The sequence below is a fragment of the Escherichia fergusonii ATCC 35469 genome, from assembly GCF_000026225.1.
GTDB lineage: Bacteria > Pseudomonadota > Gammaproteobacteria > Enterobacterales > Enterobacteriaceae > Escherichia > Escherichia fergusonii.
On the sequence record NC_011740.1, the window covers coordinates 2,473,661 to 2,499,792 of the forward strand.

Sequence of the window (26,132 nt, forward strand, 5' to 3'; positions counted from 1 at the left end):
AATATGAGTCGTAAACAACTGGCGCTATTCGAACCAACACTTGTCGTTCAGGCGCTGAAAGAAGCGGTGAAAAAATTAAACCCGCAGGCGCAATGGCGCAATCCGGTGATGTTTATCGTCTGGATCGGCAGTTTGCTGACCACCTGTATTAGCATCGCGATGGCAAGCGGTGCGATGCCTGGCAATGCGCTGTTTAGCGCGGCAATTAGCGGCTGGCTGTGGGTCACCGTACTGTTCGCTAATTTCGCCGAGGCGCTGGCTGAAGGCCGCAGTAAAGCGCAGGCTAATAGTTTGAAAGGAGTGAAAAAAACTGCCTTTGCCCGCAAGCTGCGTGAGCCGAAATATGGCGCTGCGGCGGACAAAGTACCTGCCGATCAACTGCGTAAAGGCGATATCGTGCTGGTAGAAGCGGGCGATATTATCCCCTGCGATGGTGAAGTTATTGAAGGGGGGGCATCGGTCGATGAAAGCGCCATCACCGGGGAATCGGCACCGGTTATCCGTGAATCCGGCGGCGATTTTGCCTCCGTCACTGGCGGCACGCGTATTCTTTCTGACTGGCTGGTGATTGAGTGCAGCGTTAACCCCGGTGAGACATTTCTGGATCGGATGATCGCGATGGTGGAAGGCGCGCAGCGACGTAAAACGCCGAACGAGATTGCCCTGACCATTCTGCTGATTGCCCTGACTATCGTCTTTTTACTGGCAACCGCCACGCTGTGGCCGTTTTCCGCGTGGGGCGGTAATGCAGTCAGTGTAACGGTACTGGTGGCGCTGCTGGTCTGTCTGATCCCAACCACCATCGGTGGCCTGTTGTCAGCGATCGGCGTCGCCGGGATGAGTCGAATGCTGGGCACGAATGTGATTGCCACCAGCGGGCGTGCAGTTGAAGCGGCGGGCGACGTGGACGTCCTGCTGCTGGATAAAACCGGCACCATCACACTCGGTAACCGTCAGGCATCAGAGTTTATCCCTGCGCAGGGCGTAGAGGAAAAAACGCTGGCCGACGCAGCACAACTGGCTTCGCTGGCCGACGAAACGCCGGAAGGCCGCAGTATTGTGATCCTCGCCAAGCAGCGTTTTAACCTGCGCGAGCGCGATGTGCAGTCGCTTCACGCCACTTTTGTACCGTTTACTGCGCAAAGTCGAATGAGCGGGATCAATATCGACAACCGTATGATCCGTAAAGGTTCTGTCGATGCCATTCGCCGCCATATTGAAGCTAACGGTGGTCACTTCCCTGCCGATGTCGATCAAAAAGTCGATCAGGTTGCGCGTCAGGGGGCCACGCCTCTGGTAGTGGTGGAAGGTTCCCGCGTGCTGGGCGTTATTGCGCTGAAAGATATCGTCAAAGGCGGCATTAAAGAGCGCTTCGCCCAGCTGCGCCAAATGGGCATAAAAACGGTGATGATTACTGGCGATAACCGTCTGACTGCCGCCGCCATTGCCGCGGAAGCGGGCGTCGATGATTTTCTCGCTGAAGCGACACCGGAGGCCAAGCTGGCATTGATCCGTCAGTATCAGGCGGAAGGCCGTTTGGTGGCGATGACCGGCGACGGCACCAACGATGCTCCGGCGCTGGCGCAGGCCGATGTCGCGGTGGCGATGAACTCCGGCACTCAGGCGGCGAAAGAAGCGGGCAATATGGTGGATCTCGACTCTAACCCGACCAAGTTGATCGAGGTGGTGCATATTGGCAAACAGATGCTGATGACCCGTGGCTCGCTCACTACCTTCAGCATCGCCAACGATGTGGCGAAATACTTCGCCATTATTCCGGCGGCGTTCGCGGCAACATATCCGCAGTTAAATGCGCTGAACATCATGCGCCTGCATTCACCCGACTCCGCCATCCTCAGTGCGGTGATTTTCAACGCCTTGATTATCGTCTTTTTGATTCCCCTGGCGTTAAAAGGCGTGAGTTATAAACCGCTTACCGCTTCTGCCATGTTGCGCCGTAACTTATGGATTTACGGTCTGGGTGGGCTGCTGGTGCCGTTTATTGGTATCAAAGTCATTGATTTACTGCTGACCGTTTGCGGTCTGGTGTGAGGTTTACCATGCGTGGATTACGTCCGGCATTATCAACATTTCTCTTTTTGTTACTGATTACTGGCGGTGTTTACCCGCTGCTGACCACCGCGCTGGGGCAATGGTGGTTTCCCTGGCAGGCCAATGGTTCGTTGATTCGCGAAGGTGATACGGTGCGCGGCTCGGCATTAATCGGGCAGAATTTTACCGGCAACGGCTATTTTCATGGTCGCCCGTCGGCAACGGCAGAAATGCCCTATAATCCACAGGCTTCTGGCGGGAGCAATCTGGCGGTCAGTAACCCTGAGCTGGATAAACAAATCGCTGCACGCGTTGCCGCATTACGGGCCGCTAACCCGGACGCCAGCACGAGCGTTCCGGTTGAACTGGTGACGGCGTCGGCAAGCGGGCTGGACAATAATATTACCCCGCAAGCGGCGGCCTGGCAGATTCCTCGCGTGGCGAAAGCGCGTAATCTCAGCGTTGAACAGCTCACGCAGCTGATCGCAAAATATAGCCAACAACCGCTGGTGAAATATATCGGCCAGCCGGTCGTCAACATTGTCGAACTCAATCTGGCGCTGGATAAGCTTGATGAATAACGAACCCTTACGTCCCGACCCCGATCGTCTGCTGGAACAAACTGCCGCGCCGCATCGGGGGAAGCTAAAAGTATTCTTCGGTGCCTGTGCAGGCGTCGGGAAGACCTGGGCGATGCTGGCGGAAGCCCAGCGACTGCGGACGCAAGGGCTGGATATTGTGGTTGGCGTGGTAGAAACCCACGGGCGGAAAGATACCGCCGCAATGCTGGAAGGGCTGGCTGTTCTGCCGCCCAAACGCCAGGCGTACCGTGGGCGGCATATCAGCGAGTTTGATCTCGATGCCGCCCTCGCCCGCCGTCCGGCGCTGATCTTAATGGACGAACTGGCGCACAGTAATGCGCCAGGTTCTCGTCATCCTAAACGCTGGCAGGACATTGAAGAGCTGCTGGAAGCGGGCATTGATGTTTTCACTACCGTCAACGTTCAGCATCTGGAAAGCCTGAACGATGTGGTCAGCGGCGTCACCGGAATTCAGGTGCGGGAAACCGTGCCCGATCCCTTTTTTGATGCTGCCGACGACGTAGTGCTGGTGGACTTGCCCCCGGACGATCTGCGTCAACGGCTGAAAGAAGGCAAAGTCTATATTGCCGGGCAGGCGGAGCGCGCCATTGAACATTTTTTCCGCAAAGGCAATCTGATCGCCCTGCGCGAACTGGCACTGCGCCGTACTGCCGATCGCGTGGATGAGCAAATGCGCGCCTGGCGGGGGCATCCTGGCGAAGAGAAAGTCTGGCACACGCGCGACGCGATTCTTTTATGTATTGGGCATAACACCGGCAGCGAAAAACTGGTCCGCGCGGCGGCGCGGTTGGCGTCACGGCTGGGGAGCGTCTGGCACGCGGTGTATGTTGAAACCCCTGCCCTGCACCGCTTACCGGAGAAGAAACGTCGGGCAATTCTCAGCGCCTTACGTCTGGCGCAGGAGCTGGGCGCGGAGACAGCAACACTTTCTGATCCGGCGGAAGAAAAAGCCGTAGTGCGTTATGCCCGTGAACATAATCTCGGCAAGATTATTCTCGGTCGCCCGGCCTCGCGCCGCTGGTGGCGTCGGGAAACGTTTGCTGACCGACTGGCGCGCATCGCCCCCGATCTCGATCAGATTCTGGTCGCGCTTGATGAACCACCCGCCCGCACGATTAACAACGCGCCGGATAGCCGCTCTTTTAAAGACAAGTGGCGGATACAGATTCAGGGATGCGTGGTTGCCGCCGCGTTATGCGCCGTTATCACCTTAATTGCCATGCAGTGGCTGATGGCGTTTGATGCCGCCAACCTGGTGATGCTGTATCTGCTTGGCGTGGTGGTGGTGGCACTGTTTTATGGACGCTGGCCTTCGGTGCTTGCTACCGTCATTAATGTGGTGAGTTTCGATCTCTTTTTTATCGCCCCACGCGGCACGCTCGCCGTCTCTGATGTGCAGTATCTGCTGACCTTCGCGGTGATGTTAACCGTCGGGCTGGTGATCGGGAACCTTACTGCTGGCGTACGTTATCAGGCGCGGGTAGCCCGTTACCGCGAGCAACGCACACGACACTTATATGAAATGTCGAAAGCTTTGGCTGTGGGCCGCAGTCCGCAGGACATCGCTGCCACCAGCGAACAATTTATTGCTTCTACGTTTCATGCCCGCAGCCAGGTGTTGTTGCCCGATGACAACGGTAAATTACAGCCGTTAACACATCCGCAAGGAATGACGCCGTGGGAAGATGCCATCGCGCAGTGGAGTTTTGATAAAGGCCTGCCTGCGGGCGCGGGCACCGATACGTTACCCGGTGTGCCATACCAGATTTTGCCGTTAAAAAGCGGTGAGAAAACCTACGGGCTGGTGGTGGTGGAACCGGGGAATCTGCGCCAGTTGATGATCCCGGAACAGCAACGCCTGCTGGAGACGTTTACGTTGTTAGTCGCCAATGCCCTGGAACGCCTGACGCTGACCGCCAGCGAAGAACAGGCGCGGATGGCAAGCGAACGTGAACAGATCCGCAACGCCCTGCTGGCGGCGCTTTCGCACGATTTACGCACTCCGCTTACGGTGCTGTTCGGTCAGGCAGAAATCTTAACGCTCGATCTTGCAAGCGAAGGATCGCCCCACGCCCACCAGGCCAGCGAGATCCGTCAGCATGTACTGAACACGACCCGACTGGTGAATAATCTACTGGATATGGCGCGAATTCAGTCCGGCGGCTTTAATTTGAAGAAAGAGTGGTTAACGCTGGAAGAAGTGGTCGGCAGCGCGCTGCAAATGCTGGAACCGGGTTTATCCTCGCCCATCAATCTTTCTCTGCCAGAACCGCTGACCTTAATCCACGTTGATGGGCCACTCTTTGAACGGGTGCTGATTAATCTGCTGGAGAACGCGGTGAAATACGCGGGTACACAGGCCGAAATTGGTATCGATGCCCACGTTGAGGGCGAAAATCTACAACTGGATGTCTGGGATAACGGCCCCGGTCTTCCACAAGGCCTGGAGCAGGCGATATTCGATAAGTTTGCTCGCGGAAATAAAGAGTCGGCGGTGCCGGGTGTAGGGCTTGGGCTGGCAATTTGTCGGGCAATTGTGGATGTACACGGCGGCACCATTACCGCGTTCAACCGACCGGAAGGTGGTGCCTGTTTTCGTGTTACACTTCCCCAGCAAACTGCCCCTGAACTTGAAGAATTTCATGAGGATATGTGACAAACGTTCTGATTGTTGAAGATGAACAGGCTATTCGTCGCTTTCTGCGCACGGCGCTGGAGGGTGACGGTATGCGCGTCTTTGAGGCCGAAACGCTGCAACGCGGCTTGCTGGAAGCGGCAACCCGTAAGCCCGATTTGATTATTCTCGATCTCGGCCTGCCAGACGGTGATGGGATTGAGTTTATCCGCGACCTGCGCCAGTGGAGCGCGGTGCCGGTGATTGTGCTTTCCGCACGTAGCGAAGAGAGCGACAAAATCGCCGCGCTGGATGCTGGAGCGGATGATTACCTGAGTAAGCCGTTTGGCATTGGTGAATTGCAGGCCCGTCTGCGCGTCGCATTACGCCGCCACTCCGCCACCACCGCGCCCGAGCCGCTGGTGAAATTTTCCGATGTTACCGTCGATTTAGCTGCCCGCGTGATTCACCGCAGCGAGGAAGAGGTGCATCTCACCCCGATTGAGTTCCGCCTGCTGGCGGTGCTGCTCAACAATGCCGGAAAAGTGCTCACCCAGCGCCAGCTTCTCAACCAGGTGTGGGGACCAAACGCGGTCGAACACAGCCACTATTTGCGTATTTATATGGGACATCTGCGACAAAAACTGGAGCAAGATCCCGCCCGCCCCCGCCATTTCATTACTGAAACCGGTATTGGCTATCGTTTTATGCCATGAATGTTTATTCAATAAATGCGCTTAAAAAATTATTAATTTATTATTAATTCTGCCAAAAATATTATTATTTGGCAGTTTTAATTTCTTAATGCAAATATAAACCACGAAATTACAACATTTAAATAACAAAACAGCATCTAATATGGCACTATTCATAATTAATGATTTATTATTTGGGGTATGATCGTTTTTTGTTGATCTTCTTCACAGATTATAGCCATTTCCTGGATAGAATAATCCTACCTTCAACTGACACAGCAAAAGGTAAAGGAAAATGGAAAATAATAGCCGCACAATGCCTCATATAAGGCGGACAACCCATATCATGAAGTTTGCCCATCGTAATAGTTTTGACTTTCATTTCTTTAATGCCCGCTAGTCTTCTGACTAAAGGGCACCCCAGCGTACAGGTCTCCCTGGCTTTAAGCATTACAGGTTAATACCTGTATCCCTCGGTGCTCATATACTGCTAACCCTTTTAAACTCTTAATAATTCGAGTCGCAGCATAGGCAACTTGAAGTATGACGAGTATAGCCAGTTACCGGGCTGGTCTGGGTTATTGCATCTGCAAAAAGCAAACTACTGATTTATTTATCAGCGGTGGAGTTTTGCTTTTTTTCCGGCGTGATCGATTTCTCCTTTGAGAAATTGAGGACCTGTTATTACCTGAAATAAAGAGATGAACAAAATGTCAGAATTAAAAATTGCCGTTAGTCGTTCTTGCCCGGATTGTTTTTCTACTCATCGTGCATGCGTGAATATTGACGAAAGTAATTATATTGACGTTGCCGCCATTATTTTATCGGTCAATGATGTTGAACGTGGAAAACTCGATGAAATAGACGCTACTGGCTATGGCATTCCTGTTTTTATTGCAACGGAAAATGAAGAACGTGTACCAGCAGAATATCTGCCACGTATTTCTGGTGTCTTCGAGCATTGCGAATCACGTAAAGAGTTTTATGGACGTCAGTTAGAAACCGCTGCCAGCCATTATGAAACGCAACTGCGCCCGCCCTTCTTCCGCGCACTGGTCGATTATGTCAATCAGGGCAATAGCGCTTTTGACTGCCCGGGTCATCAGGGGGGTGAGTTTTTCCGTCGTCATCCGGCTGGGAATCAGTTCGTGGAATATTTTGGCGAAATGCTCTTCCGCTCCGACTTGTGTAATGCCGACGTAGCAATGGGTGATCTTCTGATTCATGAAGGCGCGCCATGCATTGCACAGCAACATGCGGCAAAAGTGTTTAATGCCGATAAAACGTACTTTGTTTTAAACGGCACATCCTCCTCCAACAAAGTGGTTTTAAACGCCCTGCTGACACCGGGTGATCTGGTGCTGTTTGACCGTAATAACCATAAGTCTAACCACCACGGAGCGTTGCTACAGGCTGGTGCAACACCGGTTTATCTGGAAACGGCACGTAACCCGTATGGCTTTATCGGTGGCATTGATGCGCACTGCTTCGAAGAAAGTTATCTGCGTGAACTGATTACAGAAGTTGCACCGCAACGGGCAAAAGAAGCGCGTCCGTTCCGCCTCGCTGTAATTCAGTTAGGCACCTACGACGGTACTATTTATAACGCCCGCCAGGTGGTGGATAAAATCGGTCATCTGTGTGACTACATCCTGTTTGACTCAGCATGGGTCGGCTATGAACAGTTTATTCCGATGATGGCGGACTGTTCGCCACTGCTGCTGGATCTTAATGAGAACGATCCGGGTATTCTGGTTACGCAATCTGTGCATAAACAGCAGGCTGGTTTTTCCCAGACTTCACAAATTCATAAAAAAGACAGCCATATCAAAGGGCAACAGCGTTATGTACCGCACAAACGCATGAACAACGCCTTTATGATGCACGCCTCCACCAGCCCGTTCTATCCGCTGTTTGCCGCACTGGATATCAACGCCAAAATGCATGAAGGTGTCAGCGGTCGTAATATGTGGATGGATTGTGTGGTTAACGGTATTAATACCCGCAAATTGATCCTCGATAACTGTCAGCACATTCGTCCGTTCGTTCCTGAACTGGTGGATGGTAAGCCCTGGCAGTCATATGAAACAGCGCAAATAGCGGTTGATCTGCGCTTCTTTAAATTTGTACCCGGTGAGCACTGGCATTCTTTTGAAGGCTACGCAGAGAATCAATACTTTGTCGATCCGTGCAAACTGTTGCTGACAACCCCAGGTATTGATGCACGTAACGGCGAATACGAAGCGTTCGGTGTACCCGCGACGATTCTTGCTAACTTCCTGCGCGAAAATGGCGTAGTGCCGGAAAAATGCGATCTTAACTCCATCCTCTTCCTGCTGACTCCGGCAGAAGATATGGCCAAACTTCAGCAACTTGTTGCCCTGCTGGTTCGCTTCGAAAAACTACTGGAAGCTGATGCGCCTCTGGCGGAAGTACTGCCTTCCATCTACAAACAGCATGAAGAGCGTTACGCCGGTTATACCCTGCGTCAGTTGTGCCAGGAAATGCATGATTTGTATGCCCGTCACAACGTGAAACAACTGCAAAAAGAGATGTTCCGTAAGGAGCACTTCCCACGCGTCAGCATGAATCCACAAGAAGCCAACTACGCCTATTTACGCGGTGAAGTGGAGCTGGTTCGTCTGCCGGATGCAGAAGGCCGTATCGCTGCCGAAGGTGCGCTTCCTTATCCTCCGGGTGTGCTGTGTGTTGTTCCGGGTGAAATCTGGGGTGGTGCTGTTCTGCGTTACTTCAGCGCTCTGGAAGAAGGGATCAACCTGCTGCCAGGTTTTGCACCGGAGCTGCAGGGTGTCTATATCGAAGAACATGATGGTCGTAAGCAAGTTTGGTGCTATGTCATCAAGCCTCGTGATGCGCAAAGCACCCTGTTGAAAGGGGAAAAATTATGAGTCAGGCTAAATCGAACAAAATGGGCGTCGTTCAGTTAACCATACTGACGATGGTCAACATGATGGGCTCCGGCATCATCATGCTGCCGACAAAGCTTGCCGAAGTTGGGACAATCTCAATAATCTCCTGGTTGGTGACTGCCGTAGGCTCAATGGCGCTGGCATGGGCATTCGCAAAATGCGGCATGTTCAGCCGTAAATCAGGTGGTATGGGCGGTTATGCCGAGTATGCTTTCGGTAAATCCGGTAACTTTATGGCGAACTACACTTACGGCGTCTCGCTGCTGATTGCTAACGTCGCAATTGCTATTTCGGCGGTTGGTTACGGCACCGAACTGCTCGGCGCGAGTTTGTCGCCAGTGCAGATTGGTCTGGCAACCATCGGAGTGCTGTGGATTTGTACCGTGGCTAACTTTGGTGGTGCGCGCATTACCGGGCAAATCAGTAGCATTACCGTGTGGGGGGTCATTATTCCGGTGGTCGGCCTGTGTATTATCGGCTGGTTCTGGTTTAGCCCGACGCTGTACGCTAACTCATGGAACCCGCACCATGTGCCGTTCTTTAGCGCTGTAGGTTCCTCCATCGCCATGACATTGTGGGCTTTCCTCGGTCTGGAGTCTGCCTGTGCCAACGCCGAAGTAGTTGAAAACCCGGAACGTAACGTGCCGATTGCAGTTCTTGGCGGTACGTTAGGTGCGGCGGTGATTTATATCGTCTCCACCAACGTGATTGCCGGGATTGTGCCAAATATGGAGCTGGCAAATTCAACGGCACCATTTGGCCTGGCCTTCGCACAGATGTTCACGCCGGAAGTGGGTAAAGTCATTATGGCGCTGATGGTGATGTCCTGCTGCGGTTCACTGCTTGGCTGGCAGTTCACCATTGCCCAGGTGTTTAAATCTTCATCTGATGAAGGCTACTTCCCTAAAATTTTCTCCCGTGTAACCAAAGTGGATGCACCGGTTCAGGGAATGTTGACCATTGTGATTATTCAGAGTGGATTGGCACTGATGACCATTAGCCCGTCACTGAACAGCCAGTTCAACGTGCTGGTTAACCTGGCCGTGGTGACCAATATTATCCCGTATATTCTGTCGATGGCGGCGTTAGTTATTATTCAGCAGGTCGCCAATGTGCCACCATCAAAAGCGAAAGTAGCAAACTTTGTTGCCTTTGTTGGTGCGATGTACAGTTTCTATGCGCTGTACTCATCCGGGGAAGAAGCCATGCTGTACGGTTCCATCGTGACTTTCCTTGGTTGGACACTGTATGGTCTGGTATCACCACGCTTTGAACTGAAAAACAAACACGGTTAATAAAGCGAAATAAAAAAGGGCGATTGAATGATCGCCCTTTCAGATTATTAGCAAAGTACTCGTTGTTCATGCCGGATGCGGCGTGAACGCCTTATCCGTCCTACAAAATAGTGCAAATTCAATATATTGCACCATCCTCGTAGGCCTGATGAACGTAGCGTATCAGGCTATCATAAGTAAAAAGGGCGATCTTCCGACCGCCCTTTTTCTTATTTAATGTGTTTACGCGTTTTTCAGAACTTCGCTAACAATCTCAACCGCTTCTTTCTCAATCTGCTTGCGATGTTCTTCACCAAGGAAGCTTTCGCAGTAGATTTTGTATGCGTCTTCTGTGCCTGACGGACGCGCGGCGAACCAACCGTTGTCAGTCATCACTTTCAGACCGCCAATAGAAGCACCGTTGCCCGGTGCCGCCGTCAGGCGCGCGGTGATCGGGTCACCAGCCAGGGTGCTGGCGCTCACCATTTCCGGAGACAGCTTAGACAGCGCCGCTTTTTGTGCGGAAGTCGCAGCTGCCTGCAAACGGTTGTAGCTCGGCGCACCAAAGCGTTTTGCCAGTTCGTTGTAGTGTTCCTGCGGGTTCTTACCGGTAACAGCAGTGATTTCCGCCGCCAGCAGACACATGATGATGCCGTCTTTATCAGTAGACCACGGCGTGCCGTCGAAACGCAGGAAGGAAGCCCCTGCGCTCTCTTCGCCGCCAAAGCCGAAGCTGCCGTCGAACAAACCATCAACAAACCATTTGAAACCTACCGGGACTTCTACCAGCTTACGGCCCAAGTCATTGACCACACGGTCGATCATTGCAGATGAAACCAGCGTTTTACCGACAGCAACATCTTTGCCCCACTGCGGACGATGCTGGAACAGGTAGTTGATCGCCACCGCCAGGTAGTGGTTAGGATTCATCAAACCTGCCGGAGTGACGATACCGTGACGGTCATAATCCGGGTCGTTAGCAAATGCCAGATCGAACTTATCACGCAGTGCCAGCAGGCCCGCCATCGCACACTCGGAGGAGCAGTCCATACGGATCGCGCCGTCTTTATCGAGGTGCATAAAGCGGAAGGTTTGATCGACCTGATCGTTAACGATGGTCAGGTTAAGGTTGTAATACTCGCCAATACGCTTCCAGTATTCGATACCGGAACCGCCCAGCGGATCAACGCCCAGCGTCAGGCCCGCTTTCTGAATCGCCGCCATATCAACGATATCGGCCAGACCTTCCACAAACGGCTGCACCAGATCCTGCTCTTTCACATGACCGGATGCCATCGCTTCGTCGAGGGAGATACGCTTCACACCTTTCAGGCCATCGGCCATCAGTGCGTTGGCCCTGTCTTCCACCACTTTGGTGACGTTAGTATCAGCCGGGCCACCATTTGGCGGATTGTACTTGATACCACCATCTTCCGGCGGGTTATGGGACGGTGTAATCACGATACCGTCTGCCAGCGGGCCACCTTTTTTATTGTGAACCAGGATGGCATTGGAAACGGCAGGCGTCGGAGTGAAGCCATTGTTTTCCTGCACAATGACATCAACACCGTTCGCTGCCAGCACTTCCAGTACGGAAATGAACGCAGGCTCGGACAGAGCGTGAGTATCTTTACCCACATAGCAAGGGCCAGTGATGCCGTTTTTCGCACGTTCTTCAGCAATTGCCTGAGCGATCGCCAGAATGTGCGGCTCGTTAAAGCTGTGGCGCGCTGCACTGCCACGGTGACCGGAAGTACCGAATTTCACCGCGTGCTCCGCATTCCCTGCTTCTGGTTTCAGTACATAATATTGCGCCGTCAGTTGGGCGACGTTAATCAAATCACTCTGTTGTGCAGGTTGGCCTGCACGGTTGTGGATAGCCATTGCTTTGTCCTTTATTTGCAACGTTTTAGATAGTTCCGCAAACCTTCTCAATCAATTCCGCCGGGAATTGCATCGACTGCATGATGTGTTCGATCATGCTGCATTTACGGCCGGTGTTGGTGTTGGTGATCACCCAATACGGTGTGCCTGGCACGTGTTTCGGCTTGGTCTGATTACCATTTTTCAGCAGCGTTTGTTCATCAGCTGCAAAGTAAACGCGCGTGCGGCCATGCAACGATTCCGTTGCCTCAGCAAACGCCTGGGCGTCAAGAGAATATAGTGTAGACAACAGCAGCATAAAGCGATTGACCGCTCGTTTTTGCTCTGCGTATTCGTCTGAAAGCAGAAGTTCACGCATTGCGCGAACCTTGTCTTTAATCGTTTTGACCGGCTTCGCTTCGACGATAACAGGTGACGCAACGCGAACCTCTTTCGTCACCGGAGCAGCAGGCTGTGATGCGGCGGAAAATTTCAACATACGCCGTAAAATGTCGGATGCGCTCTCGCCGATATGCTTAGTGTGGCTGGCAATATAGCTGTAGAGTTCATCATCAACTTCAATCGTTTTCATCTTAATCCAGTGCAGTGTCTTAGCTGAATACAAGTCGCCAGGAGTATATGAATAAATCCCGGCAGCGGATAGCGTCAAGCCTGGCTTGCAGAAAAAATCGGAGTAACCCGTATTTGTTGCAGCCCTGTGGCACAATGGTCAACATAATACCCTAACCCGACAACGCGAAAAAAAGAACTTTGCCATGAAATTGAATATCCGCACGCAAACTGCACAAAACCAGCACAATAATTCTCCCATCGTCCTCGTACACGGCCTGTTTGGCAGCCTCGACAACCTTGGCGTACTGGCTCGCGATCTGGTAAACGATCACAATATCATCCAGGTTGATATGCGTAACCACGGTCTTTCACCGAGAGATCCGGTGATGAGTTACCCGGCGATGGCCCAGGATCTTGTTGACACTCTGGATGCACAGCAGATCGATAAGGCAACATTTATTGGACACTCAATGGGCGGTAAAGCGGTGATGGCACTGACTGCACTGGCCCCCGATCGCATCGATAAACTGGTGGCGATTGATATCGCGCCGGTCGACTATCACGTACGCCGTCATGATGAAATTTTCGCGGCTATCAACGCAGTCAGTGAATCCGACGCGCAAACTCGCCAGCAAGCAGCGGCAGTAATGCGCCAGCATCTTAATGAAGAAGGGGTGATTCAGTTTCTGTTGAAATCTTTTGTTGACGGGGAGTGGCGCTTTAACGTGCCGGTATTGTGGGATCAGTATCCGCATATTGTGGGGTGGGAGAAAATCCCGGCATGGGATCACCCTGCCCTGTTTATCCCTGGTGGCAATTCTCCGTATGTTAGCGAGCAGTATCGTGATGATTTACTGACACAATTTCCACAGGCACGAGCGCATGTGATTGCTGGCGCGGGTCACTGGGTCCATGCTGAAAAACCGGATGCGGTATTACGCGCTATCCGTCGCTATCTCAATGATTAACGTAACTGATTAAAAACCCAGCGTCCGCGTCGCTTTCCACGCGTGGGCGTTGGCGTGACTCATCGCGCTGATGTATTATGGCGCGCTATCCATCCGGGCAGGCGCCTGGCTGATTGTTTCCCCCGAAGTCACCAAGATCATGGCCAAAGAACAAACGGACCGTACGACATTAGATCTGTTCGCGCACGAGCGTCGACCGGGACGACCGAAAACTAATCCGCTTTCGCGCGATGAACAGCTGCGTATTAATAAACGCAACCAGCTAAAACGCGACAAAGTACGTGGCCTTAAGCGTGTCGAACTGAAGCTGAACGCGGAAGCTGTCGAGGCGCTGAACGAGCTGGCGGAATCGCGCAATATGAGCCGTAGCGAACTGATCGAAGAGATGTTAATGCAGCAACTGGCGGCGCTGCGTAGTCAGGGCATCGTTTAAATTTCCACTTTCATGTAGCACAGTGTGCAGTCCTGCTCGTTTGCTGATTCCGCAAGACTGCCTGTTCTGCTATGATTGCCTTTATCCGTGGGCAATTTTCCACCCCCATTTCAATAAGTTTCAAGAGGTTATTTCACTCATGGCTATCACTGGCATCTTTTTCGGTAGCGACACCGGTAATACCGAAAATATCGCAAAAATGATTCAAAAACAGCTTGGTAAAGACGTTGCCGATGTCCATGACATTGCAAAAAGCAGCAAAGAAGATCTGGAAGCTTATGACATTCTGCTGCTGGGCATCCCGACCTGGTATTACGGCGAAGCACAGTGTGACTGGGATGACTTCTTCCCGACTCTCGAAGAAATTGATTTTAATGGTAAACTGGTTGCGCTGTTTGGTTGTGGCGACCAGGAAGATTACGCTGAATACTTCTGTGACGCATTGGGTACCATCCGCGACATCATTGAACCGCGCGGCGCAACTATCGTTGGTCACTGGCCAACTGCGGGCTACCATTTCGAAGCATCAAAAGGTCTGGCAGATGACGACCACTTTGTCGGTCTGGCTATCGACGAAGACCGTCAGCCGGAACTGACCGCTGAACGTGTAGAAAAATGGGTTAAACAGATTTCTGAAGAATTGCATCTCGACGAAATTCTCAATGCCTGACGTAATACGGCGTAGACTCGTGTCTACGCCGTATTAATAGATAATGCCAATCAAAATAATTGCTACAAATTTGTAACTTTTGCCGTTGTACCTGTACAATGTCCCGGTGTTCAAGTGGCCTTGCCATTGTAAATGTAAGCTGAGCCACGTTTTTATTAACAATATTTGCCAGGGACTTGTGGTTTTCATTTAGGCGTGGCAATTCTATAATGATACGCATTATCTCAAGAGCAAATTCTGTCACTTCTTCTAATGAAGTGAACCGCTTAGTAACAGGACAGATTCCGCATGACTGATAACAATACCGCCCTAAAGAAAGCTGGCCTGAAAGTAACGCTTCCTCGTTTAAAAATCCTGGAAGTTCTTCAGGAGCCGGACAACCATCACGTCAGTGCGGAAGATTTATACAAACGTCTGATCGATATGGGTGAAGAAATTGGTCTGGCTACGGTTTATCGCGTACTGAACCAGTTTGACGACGCTGGTATCGTCACCCGCCACAATTTTGAAGGCGGTAAATCCGTATTTGAACTGACACAGCAACATCACCACGATCACCTGATCTGCCTCGACTGCGGTAAGGTTATCGAATTTAGTGATGATTCCATCGAAGCGCGTCAGCGTGAAATCGCCGCAAAACATGGCATTCGGCTGACTAACCATAGTCTCTATCTTTACGGCCACTGTGCCGAAGGCGATTGCCGCGAAGATGAGCACGCACACGAAGGCAAATAAGCCCGCCTGAACGAGAAAAGCCAACCTGCGGGTTGGCTTTTTTATACAAGGGACATAAGAAAAGCGAGAGTTACAGCTCTCACTTATTTGTTATTGCTGCGAATTTCCTGCCAGACCTTATCACAATCGGTTTTCACCGCCTGGTCATTACCGGTTTGCGTTGCCTGAATGCACTGCTGATAATCCAGCACACGGACACTTTCCTGCTCGGCAAATTGCTGATGTTGTTTCTCTTTCTTCAGCACGTTTAACACGCTCTGACAGGCTTCAATTTTTTCCGGCGAACCTTGCGCGGTGTTGATACAGGCGCTGTAAGCTTCTTTTAGACGGCTGTCTTCCTGTGACGCGGTGGATTGTGCACAAGCCACCAGCCCCGATGCCACCATGGCGATGAGAATCAGTTTTTTCATAGCAAACTCCTCAAATGTGCGGCAGGCACAAAACCTGCCGCGTCGGGCATCAGAAGATGGTGAATGGTGCGATTACCATAAATTTCACGTCGCGCTCATCCTGGAAGATGTTACCGTAACCACCGCCCCAGCTTGGGATGTCGGAGTGGTTGTCGTATTCGGTAAAGTGCAGTTTGAACATCGTGCCTTTAGCACGACCGTCCTGAATGGTGTAGACCGCATCCAGGCTGTATGCAGACTCTTCAATAGTCCGGTTTTTGTCGTAGTACGCATCCGGATTGCTCTGCCAGGTAGCGGGTTTAGCATCCCATGCGTAAACGTAGGAAGCGCCGATGGCGAAGCCTGGAAGATTCCAGTTTTTCAGGTCATACATCGCACCGAAGAAGACCGCTTTTTCGCCGTTGGCGTTAAAGTCAGAACGGTTATCCCACCAGATATCCAGGCGACCGTTCGAGGAAGCGTAGGTTGGAGTCATACGTTGCAGGAAGTATCCCTGCTGGCCGTCGGCTTTAACCCAGGTGCCTTCCAGACGCAAATCCACTACGTCAGCCGCCCGGTAACCAAAGGTCAACGCTTGCAGCCAGGCGGTGCCGTCATAAAGATCGTTGACGCTGCGATCGTCAACTTTATCGCGCGTACCATAGAACTGGTAGCTGGTGGTTAACGGGCTACCGGCGATATCAAATTTGTAGCTGGCTTTGGCAAAATATTGATCGATATACCCTTCTGCCTGACCAAATGCCGCTTCCAGTACAAAGTTATTTTTGAAGTCGTACTTCGCACCGATGGAGTGCAGATAATCAACGTTGGTGGTTTTATCGTTCTGATAAAACTCATCCATTTCCAGATGCCACGGCGCTTTATATTCGTTGGTCCACATGTAGGAGAAACTCAACGCACCAGCATCGCCGTAATCAAAATTCGCCCCCGCTTCCGCCCCCTGATAAGTACCCGGCATAAAGCTCCAGTGCGGCGCTAACAGCGTCTGACCGGTTGGCTGAATATAACCTGCCCGCGCCCACACCGGACCGTATTTAAATTTAGCCGCTGCTTTATACAGGCTTATACCGCTTTTATCGCCGGACCAGTCTTCGTCATAAGCTTTATTACTTTTCGAAAACGCGATTTCGTTCGGGTGGGAGCTGTCGCCGTTTTCCGCCATTTCAATCGCCGTAAACGCGGCAATATCAAGGCCGAACATATCAGCAGCATAACCAGACTGAAAATCGAGGTTGGCATTCCAGGTGGAGTGAGAAAGGTTAGTTTTGTATTTGTCGCCGTCGGTAACGTCTTTACGGTCGCGTTCACGCTGCCAGTAATAGATACCGCCGGTTAAGGTTGAATCGTCGATGAATCCTTCGGCGCGAGCCTCCGGCATTGCCATAAAGCCCGACATTGCTGTAACACCGGCGATAGCCAGCGCCAGCGTACTACGTTTGCCACTAAACGTACGCATGGGTTAATCCTCTTTGACGTATAAATTGCTGCACCAAAGGTGAACAGCGAAAAAAAATAAAAATTAAAAAAGTAGCGTTGAGAAAAGTCTCGCTGACTACAGGAACAGACTATTTTTCGCGACGCGAATTATCAATCTCTTTCTGTAACCAGAATGTAAGAACATGAGCAACCGCACATATTTTGATGATTTTTGTTACAAGGCTTAAGTTTGCAGTTGAAAGGCTTGCAGAAGAATAAAAGCGTGAATTTCCAGCAAGATGAAAACGGTTACATTTTATTTAATTATGGTTTGTGATTTTAAATTTGTTCTATGGATAAATTGCGAAGCGGAATTAATTCGCGAAGAAAAGCAGAAAAAAACGCCGCAGAGCGCGGCGTTTTGGATTGTTTGCATGTTTCATGCCGGATGCGGCGTAAACGCCTCACCCGGCCTGGTAGAACTTAAAATTACTCGCCTACTTTCGCCCAGGTATCACGCAGCCCAACGGTGCGGTTAAATACCGGTTTTTCCGCCGTAGAATGGCGGCTATCGAGGCAGAAATAACCTTCACGCTCAAACTGGAATGCTTTACCCGCTACCGCGTCTTTCAGCGACGGTTCAGCAAAGCCCTGTTTGATCACCAACGATTCCGGGTTAATCACCGACAGGAAATCATCCGCAGCACCTGGGTTCGGCACGCTGAACAGACGATCGTACAGACGAATTTCTACCGGCAGCGCATGTGCCGCGCTCACCCAGTGAATAACACCTTTGACTTTACGACCATCTGCCGGATCTTTGCTTAAGGTGTCAGCATCATAAGTACAGAAGATAGTGGTGATATTGCCTTCGGCATCTTTCTCCACGCGTTCAGCCTTAATGACGTAAGCATTACGCAGACGCACTTCTTTACCCAGCACCAGACGTTTGTACTGCTTGTTAGCTTCTTCGCGGAAATCAGCGCGATCGATCCAAATCTCACCGCTGAATGGCACCTGACGGCTGCCCATTTCAGGTTTGTTCGGATGGTTCGGCATGGTGACCATTTCGCCTTCGCCCTGATAGTTTTCGATAACCAGTTTCACCGGATCGATAACCGCCATTGCGCGCGGAGCATTTTCATTGAGATCTTCACGGATGCAGGATTCCAGCGACGCCATCTCAATGGTGTTGTCCTGCTTGGTCACGCCAATGCGTTTGCAGAACTCACGAATAGAAGCCGCCGTGTAACCACGACGACGCAGACCGGAAATGGTCGGCATACGCGGATCATCCCAGCCTTCAACGTGCTTGTCGGTCACCAGCAGGTTCAGCTTACGCTTGGACATCACGGTGTATTCCAGATTCAGGCGCGAGAATTCGTACTGGCGCGGATGAACAGGAATGGTGATGTTGTCCAGTACCCAGTCATACAGACGACGGTTATCCTGGAACTCCAGCGTACACAGAGAGTGTGTAATACCTTCCAGCGCATCGCTGATGCAGTGGGTGAAGTCGTACATCGGGTAGATGCACCACTTGTTGCCAGTCTGGTGGTGTTCAGCAAATTTAATGCGGTACAGCACCGGATCGCGCATTACGATAAATGGCGACGCCATGTCGATTTTCGCACGCAGGCAGGCTTTACCTTCTTCAAAACCACCGGTACGCATTTTTTCGAACAGCGCCAGGTTCTCTTCAACGCTGCGGTCGCGGTACGGGCTGTTTTTACCCGGCTGCGTCAGGGTGCCGCGGTATTCGCGGATCTGTTCCGGTGTCAGTTCATCAACGTACGCCAGGCCTTTATTGATCAGTTCGATCGCATAGGCGTGGAGCTGATCAAAATAATCGGAGGAGTAACGGACGTTACCAGACCAGTGAAAACCTAACCACTCAACGTCGTTTTTGATCGACTCAACATACTCGATATCTTCTTTTACCGGGTTAGTGTCGTCGAAACGCAGGTTGCACTGGCCTTTATAGTCCTGGGCGATCCCGAAGTTCAGGCAGATAGATTTCGCATGGCCAATATGCAGATAGCCATTCGGCTCCGGCGGGAAACGGGTGTGTACTGTGGTGTGCTTACCACTGGCCAGATCTTCATCGATGATCTGACGAATAAAGTTAGTCGGGCGGGCTTCTGCCTCACTCATCGCGGATTCCTCAAAGCGTAAACAACGTATAACGGCGTATGATCTTATAAGCGGGACAGGCTGACAACTGTTAGTTAGAGAAAATCGAAAAACTCACTGCGATTATGGGGATGAATGATGAAAAAAAAAGCGGCAGAGAAGATCTCCACCGCTTGTCATTGTTGGATGCGACGCTCATGCGTCGCATCAGGCATAAAGAAGATTACTTTTTGATTTCATACAGCGGCGTTTGACCCGCCACGACATGGCCCTGAGCTTTAATGATCAAGCCGCTGAAATCGTCGATATTGCTGCAAACCACCGGGCTAATCATCGAGCGGGCGTTAGCGTTCAGGTAATCCAGATCCATTTCCAGAATCGGTTGCCCTGCGCTTACCTGCGCGCCCTCTTCCACCAGACGTTTAAAGCCTTTACCTTCCAGCGCTACGGTGTCGATACCCATATGGACGACGATCTCCGCGCCTTTTTCGGTTTCCAGGCAGAACGCGTGGTTGGTATTGAAGATTTTCACGATTGTCCCTGCGGCTGGTGATACGACGATTTTATCCGTCGGTTTCACCGCCACACCGTCACCCACCGCTTTGCTGGCAAATGCTTCGTCAGGAACCTGATCCAGCGCCACAACATCACCGGTAATCGGCGATACCAACTCCGCGACAGACACCGCGTTTGGTACGGCCTGCGGTTTTGCTACAGGCGTGGTAGTTGCTGGAGTTGCTTCAGCTGACGCTGCTGCTACCGGACCACGGGCAACGACTTTCTTCATCGCATCGCCGATGGATTCCGCTTTCGCGCCGACAATCACCTGAATGGTTTGTTTGTTCAGTTTTACCACCCCAGAAGCACCAAGGCGTTTACACATCGTATCGTTAACGCGGGCAGAGTCAGCCACGGTCAGACGCAGACGGGTGATACAGGCGTCAATCGCTTTCAGGTTGTCAGTGCCGCCAACCGCAGCAATATAGTTGGTCGCCAGTTGATTGAGACCTTCTTCAGTGTTGCTGTTGGCTTCTTCAGTAACGATCTCGTCTTCTTTATCTTCACGACCCGGCGTTTTCAGGTTGAACATACGGATAACCGCACTGAACACCAGGAAGTAGATAACGAAGAAGATAACGCCCATCACCAGCAGCATCCAGACGTTCTGGCTGGCGGCCGGCAGGTTATACATCAACGCGTAGTCGATAGCCCCCGCAGAGAAGGAGAAGCCCGCGTGGATACCCAGCAGCGTTGCCACAAACAGGCTGATACCGGTCAGCAGTGCGTGCAGGAGGTACAGCAGCGGCGCAAGGAACATGAACAGGAATTCCAGCGGCTCAGTCACACCGGTCAGGAACGCAGTAACAGCAACAGAAAGCAGCATACCGCCAACCATCGGACGACGCTCTTTCGGTGCTGCGAAGTACATCGCCAGCGCCGCGCCCGGCAGACCGAACATCATAATCGGGAAGAAGCCGGACATGAACATCCCTGCCGTGCCGTCACCGGCATAGAAGCGGTTGATGTCGCCGTGGAAAACCGTACCCGCCGCGTTGGTGAATTCACCAATCTGGAACCAGGCGATGGTGTTCAGTACCTGATGCAGACCGGTTGGGATCAGCAGACGGTTGATGAAACCAAAGATACCGGAACCCAGCGCGCCCGCAGAAACGATCCATTCGCCGCCTGCATGGATAGCGTGCTGTACCGGTGGCCAGACGTAACCAAAAATGGCCGCCAGCACCAGGCAGAAGAAGCCGGTGGCGATCGGCACAAAACGTTTGCCGCCAAAGAAACTCAGAAAGTCCGGCAGTTTAATATCGGACCAACGGTTATAGGCTACGCCACCCACCAGACCGGTAATGATACCCGCCAGTACACCCATGTTAATTTCTGGGTTGATGGTCACCATCGCTTTGGTTAACACAAAGTAACCTACCGCACCCGCCAGTGCCGCCGCACCTGCACTGTCTTTCGACCAGCTGGATGCCACACCGATGGCGAAGATGAGCGCAAGGTTGTCAAAAATCGCACCGCCCGCCTGGGCAATAAACGCAACGTTAAGTAAATCTGGCTGACCGAATCGCAGCAACAGCGCCGCCACCGGCAGCACCGCGATAGGGAGCTGTAACGCCCTACCGAGTCGCTGGAAAAAACCTAAAATATTCATCTTATTCCCCCTACGAGAACCCAATTTGGCTCGTTTAAAGCCGTATTTTTATTTTGCTGCAAATTGTACTGCCGATGTTCTGTAATCAAATTGTTAGATCATCTGCTACAGAGTGTGTGAAAATTTAATTCGTATCGCAAATTAAACGCGTGTCTTTTGTGAGTTTTGTCACCAAATATCGTTATCATCACTGCCTTTTACTGGCTAAACCAGAAAACTTATTTTATCATTCAAAAAATCAGGTCGGATTGACGCCTGTCTGCGCAAATCCAGGTTACGCTTAAAGATGCCTAATCCGCCAACGGCTTACATTTTACTTACTGAGGTGAATAATGAGACTGATCCCCCTGACTACCGCTGAACAGGTCGGCAAATGGGCTGCTCGCCATATCGTCAATCGTATCAATGCGTTCAAACCGACTGCCGATCGTCCGTTTGTTCTGGGCCTGCCGACTGGCGGCACGCCGATGACCACCTATAAAGCGTTAGTCGAAATGCATAAAGCAGGCCAGGTCAGCTTTAAGCACGTTGTCACCTTCAACATGGACGAATATGTCGGTCTGCCGAAAGAGCATCCGGAAAGCTACTACAGCTTTATGCACCGTAACTTCTTCGATCACGTTGATATTCCAGCAGAAAACATCAATCTTCTCAACGGCAACGCCCCGGATATCGACGCCGAGTGCCGCCAGTATGAAGAAAAAATCCGTTCTTACGGAAAAATCCATCTGTTTATGGGCGGTGTAGGTAACGACGGTCATATTGCATTTAACGAACCAGCGTCTTCTCTGGCTTCTCGTACTCGTATCAAAACCCTGACTCATGACACTCGCGTCGCGAACTCTCGTTTCTTTGATAACGATGTCAATCAAGTGCCAAAATATGCCCTGACTGTCGGTGTTGGTACATTGCTGGATGCCGAAGAAGTGATGATTCTGGTGCTGGGTAGCCAGAAAGCACTGGCGCTGCAAGCCGCAGTTGAAGGTTGCGTGAACCACATGTGGACCATCAGCTGTCTGCAACTGCATCCAAAAGCCATCATGGTGTGCGATGAACCTTCCACCATGGAGCTGAAAGTTAAGACTTTAAGATATTTCAATGAGTTAGAAGCAGAAAATATCAAAGGTCTGTAATTGTTATCCCTGCCCTGACACCTTGCTCAGGGCAATATTTTTTTTAAATCGGGGGTCAGAATGTATGCATTAACCCAGGGCCGGATCTTTACCGGTCACGAATTTCTTGATGACCACGCGGTTGTAATCGCTGATGGCCTGATTAAAAGCCTCTGTCCGGTAGAGGAACTGCCGCCAGAGGTTGAACAACGTTCACTGAACGGGGTCATTCTCTCCCCCGGTTTTATCGATGTGCAATTAAACGGCTGTGGCGGCGTGCAGTTTAACGATACCGCAGAGGCGGTCAGCGTGGAAACGCTGGAAATCATGCAGAAAGCCAATGAGAAATCGGGCTGCACCAACTATCTGCCGACGCTTATCACTACCAGCGATGAACTGATGAAACAGGGCGTGCGCGTAATGCGCGAGTACCTGGCAAAACATCCGAATCAGGCGTTAGGTCTGCATCTGGAAGGTCCGTGGCTGAATCTGGTAAAAAAAGGCACCCATAATCCGAATTTTGTGCGTAAGCCTGATGCCGCGCTGGTCGATTTCCTGTGTGAGAACGCCGACGTCATTACCAAAGTGACCCTGGCACCGGAAATGGTTCCTGCGGAAGTGATCAGCAAACTGGCAAATGCCGGGATTGTGGTTTCTGCCGGTCACTCCAACGCGACGTTGAAAGAAGCAAAAGCCGGTTTCCGCGCGGGGATTACCTTTGCCACCCATCTGTACAACGCGATGCCGTATATTACCGGTCGTGAACCGGGCCTGGCGGGCGCTATCCTCGACGAAGCCGACATTTATTGCGGTATTATCGCTGATGGCCTGCATGTTGATTACGCCAACATTCGTAACGCTAAACGTCTGAAAGGCGACAAACTGTGTCTGGTTACCGATGCCACCGCGCCAGCAGGTGCCAACATTGAACAGTTCATTTTTGCGGGTAAAACAATATACTACCGTAACGGACTTTGTGTGGATGAGAATGGTACGTTAAGCGGTTCATCCTTAACCATGATTGAAGGCGTGCGTAATCTGGTCGAACATTGCGGTATCGCACTGGATGAAGTGCTGCGTATGGCGACGCTCTATCCGGCGCGTGCGATTGGCGTTGAAAAACGTCTCGGCACGCTCGCCGCTGGTAAAGTAGCCAACCTGACTGCATTCACACCTGATTTTAAAATCACCAGGACCATCGTTAACGGTAACGAGGTCGTAACTCAATAAGAGAAAGTATGACACCAGGCGGACAAGCTCAGATAGGTAATGTTGATCTCGTAAAACAGCTTAACAGCGCGGCGGTTTATCGCCTGATTGACCAGTATGGGCCAATCTCGCGGATTCAGATTGCCGAGCAAAGCCAGCTTGCCCCCGCCAGCGTAACCAAGATTACGCGTCAGCTTATCGAACGCGGGCTGATCAAAGAAGTTGATCAGCAGGCCTCCACCGGGGGCCGCCGCGCTATCTCCATTGTCACCGAAACCCGCAATTTCCACGCAATCGGCGTACGGCTTGGTCGTCATGACGCCACCATCACATTGTTTGATCTCAGTAGCAAAGTGTTGGCAGAAGAACATTACCCGTTGCCTGAACGCACTCAGCAAACGCTGGAACATGCCCTGCTGAATGCCATTGCTCAGTTTATTGATAGCTACCAGCGCAAACTGCGCGAGCTGATCGCCATTTCCGTGATCCTGCCAGGGCTTGTTGACCCGGACAGCGGCAAAATTCATTACATGCCGCATATTCAGGTAGAAAACTGGGGACTGGTAGAAGCACTGGAAGAACGTTTTAAAGTGACCTGCTTTGTCGGCCACGATATCCGCAGTCTGGCACTGGCAGAGCACTACTTCGGTGCAAGCCAGGATTGCGAAGACTCAATTCTGGTGCGTGTGCATCGCGGAACCGGAGCCGGGATTATCTCTAACGGGCGCATTTTTATCGGTCGCAACGGCAACGTCGGTGAAATTGGTCATATTCAGGTCGAACCGTTGGGGGAACGCTGCCACTGCGGCAACTTCGGCTGCCTGGAAACTATCGCCGCCAACGCCGCCATTGAACAGCGGGTGTTGAATCTGTTAAAGCAGGGCTACCAGAGTCGCGTGCCGCTGGACGACTGCACCATCAAAACTATCTGCAAAGCCGCGAACAAAGGCGACGGTCTGGCGTCGGAAGTGATTGAGTATGTCGGTCGTCATCTGGGTAAAACCATCGCCATTGCTATCAACTTATTTAATCCGCAAAAAATTGTTATCGCTGGTGAGATCACCGAAGCCGATAAAGTGCTGCTCCCTGCTATTGAAAGCTGCATTAATACCCAGGCGCTGAAGGCGTTTCGCACCAATCTGCCGGTGGTACGTTCTGAGCTGGATCACCGCTCGGCAATCGGCGCTTTTGCGCTGGTAAAACGCGCCATGCTCAACGGTATTTTGCTCCAGCATTTGCTGGAAAATTAATGTGCTTTTATAGTGGCGCTTATTGTTGTCAATATTCTGGGTAGTCCATGACCATTAAAAATGTAATTTGCGATATCGACGGCGTGCTGATGCACGATAACGTCGCCGTACCGGGTGCAGCAGAATTTTTGCACGGGATTATGGATAAAGGCCTGCCGCTGGTGTTGCTGACCAACTATCCTTCGCAGACCGGGCAGGATCTGGCGAACCGCTTTGCCACTGCGGGTGTAGATGTGCCGGACAGCGTGTTTTATACCTCCGCAATGGCAACTGCCGATTTCCTGCGTCGCCAGGAAGGTAAGAAAGCGTATGTGGTGGGCGAAGGGGCACTGATTCATGAACTGTACAAAGCCGGTTTCACTATTACCGATGTGAACCCTGATTTTGTGATTGTTGGCGAAACGCGTTCCTACAACTGGGACATGATGCATAAAGCAGCCTATTTCGTCGCTAACGGTGCACGCTTTATCGCCACCAACCCGGACACCCACGGGCGCGGTTTTTATCCGGCCTGTGGCGCGCTATGCGCGGGGATCGAAAAAATCTCCGGACGTAAACCGTTCTATGTTGGTAAGCCGAGTCCGTGGATCATCCGCGCAGCATTAAACAAAATGCAGGCGCATTCGGAAGAAACGGTGATTGTCGGCGATAACTTGCGCACCGACATTCTGGCGGGCTTCCAGGCCGGTCTGGAGACGATTCTGGTGCTTTCTGGTGTTTCATCGCTCGACGATATCGACAGTATGCCGTTCCGCCCAAGCTGGATTTACCCGTCAGTCGCTGAAATCGACGTTATCTGAATAGCAACCACGCCTCAGGGCGTGGTTTCTTATTTTTACCCATCATTAAAATTCGCCCATTCAATAAAATCCGCAAAAAAATATCGATTCATCAATAAATACACCTCCAAACCCTCCTCTTTTTCATCAATCAGCAATCACCATTACGTTTTTTATTTTCCCCCTGCCAAATCGCTTGCGCATAGTGCTGCTTTGCGGCATTTTTTTAAACAAGCAAACACAA

The 26,132-nt window shown here is 51.5% G+C and carries 23 protein-coding genes; 17 read left to right on the top strand and 6 right to left on the bottom strand.

Annotation, left to right across the window (positions count from 1 at the left end; all coding sequences use genetic code 11):
- Positions 1–3 precede the first annotated feature (3 nt).
- The 8 genes from kdpB (at position 4) to potE (ending at position 10,188) form a co-directional block, all read left to right on the top strand.
- Entirely contained in the window at positions 4–2,052 is a 2,049-nt protein-coding gene (kdpB, locus tag EFER_RS12160) for a potassium-transporting ATPase subunit KdpB (protein WP_000087975.1), read from the top strand.
- Positions 2,053–2,060: 8 nt separating this feature from the next.
- Positions 2,061–2,633 carry a K(+)-transporting ATPase subunit C gene (kdpC, locus tag EFER_RS12165; protein ID WP_015953583.1) on the top strand — a complete coding sequence of 191 codons (573 nt, stop codon included), beginning with the start codon at positions 2,061–2,063 and terminating at the stop codon, positions 2,631–2,633.
- Positions 2,626–5,310 (top strand): two-component system sensor histidine kinase KdpD, encoded by a 2,685-nt coding sequence (kdpD, locus tag EFER_RS12170; protein WP_015953584.1) that lies wholly within the window; start codon positions 2,626–2,628, stop codon positions 5,308–5,310. Before kdpC ends, kdpD begins: the two co-directional genes overlap by 8 nt.
- The gene (gene kdpE, locus EFER_RS12175) at positions 5,307–5,984 is read left to right on the top strand and encodes a two-component system response regulator KdpE (protein WP_000186081.1); all 678 of its coding nucleotides are present in this window, start codon (positions 5,307–5,309) and stop codon (positions 5,982–5,984) included. The genes kdpD and kdpE overlap by 4 nt, the downstream gene beginning before the upstream one ends.
- 161 nt (positions 5,985–6,145) lie before the next feature.
- A complete protein-coding gene (locus EFER_RS24775; RefSeq protein ID WP_071821803.1) occupies positions 6,146–6,292 on the top strand; it encodes a TonB-dependent receptor in 147 nt (48 codons plus the stop codon).
- Complete coding sequence (locus tag EFER_RS24590) at positions 6,259–6,363, top strand: leader peptide SpeFL (protein ID WP_211180488.1); 105 nt, start codon at positions 6,259–6,261, stop codon at positions 6,361–6,363. The genes EFER_RS24775 and EFER_RS24590 overlap by 34 nt, the downstream gene beginning before the upstream one ends.
- Positions 6,364–6,673: 310 nt before the next feature.
- Positions 6,674–8,872, top strand: a complete 2,199-nt coding sequence (gene speF, locus EFER_RS12190) for an ornithine decarboxylase SpeF (RefSeq protein ID WP_015953586.1) — start codon at positions 6,674–6,676, stop codon at positions 8,870–8,872.
- Entirely contained in the window at positions 8,869–10,188 is a 1,320-nt protein-coding gene (potE, locus tag EFER_RS12195; RefSeq protein ID WP_000075831.1) for a putrescine-ornithine antiporter, read from the top strand. Before speF ends, potE begins: the two co-directional genes overlap by 4 nt.
- A gap of 222 nt (positions 10,189–10,410) precedes the next feature.
- On the opposite strand, the gene pgm is transcribed toward potE, so the two are convergent.
- Both pgm and seqA read right to left on the bottom strand, forming a co-directional pair.
- Positions 10,411–12,051: a phosphoglucomutase (alpha-D-glucose-1,6-bisphosphate-dependent) gene (pgm, locus tag EFER_RS12200; RefSeq protein WP_001295675.1), complete on the bottom strand. Its 1,641-nt coding sequence runs from the start codon at positions 12,049–12,051 to the stop codon at positions 10,411–10,413.
- A 25-nt stretch (positions 12,052–12,076) separates the two neighbouring features.
- Positions 12,077–12,622, bottom strand: a complete 546-nt coding sequence (gene seqA / locus EFER_RS12205) for a replication initiation negative regulator SeqA (protein ID WP_002431422.1) — start codon at positions 12,620–12,622, stop codon at positions 12,077–12,079.
- Between the two features lie 184 nt (positions 12,623–12,806).
- Here seqA and ybfF point away from each other — a divergent pair, with 184 nt between their 5' ends.
- The 5 genes from ybfF (at position 12,807) to fur (ending at position 15,409) form a co-directional block, all read left to right on the top strand.
- Positions 12,807–13,571 (top strand): esterase, encoded by a 765-nt coding sequence (gene ybfF, locus EFER_RS12210; RefSeq protein ID WP_000773309.1) that lies wholly within the window; start codon positions 12,807–12,809, stop codon positions 13,569–13,571.
- A gap of 139 nt (positions 13,572–13,710) precedes the next feature.
- Positions 13,711–14,004, top strand: coding sequence for a LexA regulated protein (gene ybfE / locus EFER_RS12215; protein WP_001300829.1), 294 nt, complete (start codon positions 13,711–13,713; stop codon positions 14,002–14,004).
- Between the two features lie 139 nt (positions 14,005–14,143).
- Positions 14,144–14,674: a flavodoxin FldA gene (fldA, locus tag EFER_RS12220; RefSeq protein ID WP_001018618.1), complete on the top strand. Its 531-nt coding sequence runs from the start codon at positions 14,144–14,146 to the stop codon at positions 14,672–14,674.
- Between the two features lie 209 nt (positions 14,675–14,883).
- Positions 14,884–14,970 (top strand): fur leader peptide, encoded by an 87-nt coding sequence (uof, locus tag EFER_RS12230; RefSeq protein ID WP_001406816.1) that lies wholly within the window; start codon positions 14,884–14,886, stop codon positions 14,968–14,970.
- Positions 14,963–15,409, top strand: coding sequence for a ferric iron uptake transcriptional regulator (gene fur / locus EFER_RS12235; protein WP_000131702.1), 447 nt, complete (start codon positions 14,963–14,965; stop codon positions 15,407–15,409). Before uof ends, fur begins: the two co-directional genes overlap by 8 nt.
- Positions 15,410–15,492: 83 nt before the next feature.
- Here the strand turns inward: fur and chiQ are convergent, their stop codons facing one another.
- From chiQ to nagE, 4 genes are all read right to left on the bottom strand, one after another.
- On the bottom strand, positions 15,493–15,819 hold the full coding sequence (chiQ, locus tag EFER_RS12240) for a ChiQ/YbfN family lipoprotein (RefSeq protein WP_000733603.1): 327 nt from the start codon (positions 15,817–15,819) through the stop codon (positions 15,493–15,495).
- Between the two features lie 49 nt (positions 15,820–15,868).
- Entirely contained in the window at positions 15,869–17,275 is a 1,407-nt protein-coding gene (gene chiP / locus EFER_RS12245) for a chitoporin ChiP (RefSeq protein ID WP_001258843.1), read from the bottom strand.
- 449 nt (positions 17,276–17,724) lie between these two features.
- Positions 17,725–19,389: a glutamine--tRNA ligase gene (glnS, locus tag EFER_RS12250; RefSeq protein ID WP_001287164.1), complete on the bottom strand. Its 1,665-nt coding sequence runs from the start codon at positions 19,387–19,389 to the stop codon at positions 17,725–17,727.
- A 202-nt stretch (positions 19,390–19,591) separates the two neighbouring features.
- Positions 19,592–21,538: a PTS N-acetyl glucosamine transporter subunit IIABC gene (nagE, locus tag EFER_RS12255; RefSeq protein WP_001023143.1), complete on the bottom strand. Its 1,947-nt coding sequence runs from the start codon at positions 21,536–21,538 to the stop codon at positions 19,592–19,594.
- A 332-nt stretch (positions 21,539–21,870) separates the two neighbouring features.
- Here nagE and nagB point away from each other — a divergent pair, with 332 nt between their 5' ends.
- The 4 genes from nagB to nagD are packed head-to-tail and all read left to right on the top strand — an operon-like array spanning position 21,871 to position 25,909.
- Positions 21,871–22,671 carry a glucosamine-6-phosphate deaminase gene (gene nagB / locus EFER_RS12260; protein WP_001237072.1) on the top strand — a complete coding sequence of 267 codons (801 nt, stop codon included), beginning with the start codon at positions 21,871–21,873 and terminating at the stop codon, positions 22,669–22,671.
- Between the two features lie 60 nt (positions 22,672–22,731).
- Positions 22,732–23,880 (top strand): N-acetylglucosamine-6-phosphate deacetylase, encoded by a 1,149-nt coding sequence (gene nagA, locus EFER_RS12265; RefSeq protein WP_000271142.1) that lies wholly within the window; start codon positions 22,732–22,734, stop codon positions 23,878–23,880.
- Positions 23,881–23,888: 8 nt separating this feature from the next.
- Entirely contained in the window at positions 23,889–25,109 is a 1,221-nt protein-coding gene (gene nagC / locus EFER_RS12270) for a DNA-binding transcriptional regulator NagC (RefSeq protein ID WP_000187590.1), read from the top strand.
- 47 nt (positions 25,110–25,156) lie between these two features.
- On the top strand, positions 25,157–25,909 hold the full coding sequence (nagD, locus tag EFER_RS12275) for a ribonucleotide monophosphatase NagD (RefSeq protein ID WP_000153129.1): 753 nt from the start codon (positions 25,157–25,159) through the stop codon (positions 25,907–25,909).
- The last annotated feature ends 223 nt before the right edge of the window (positions 25,910–26,132 follow it).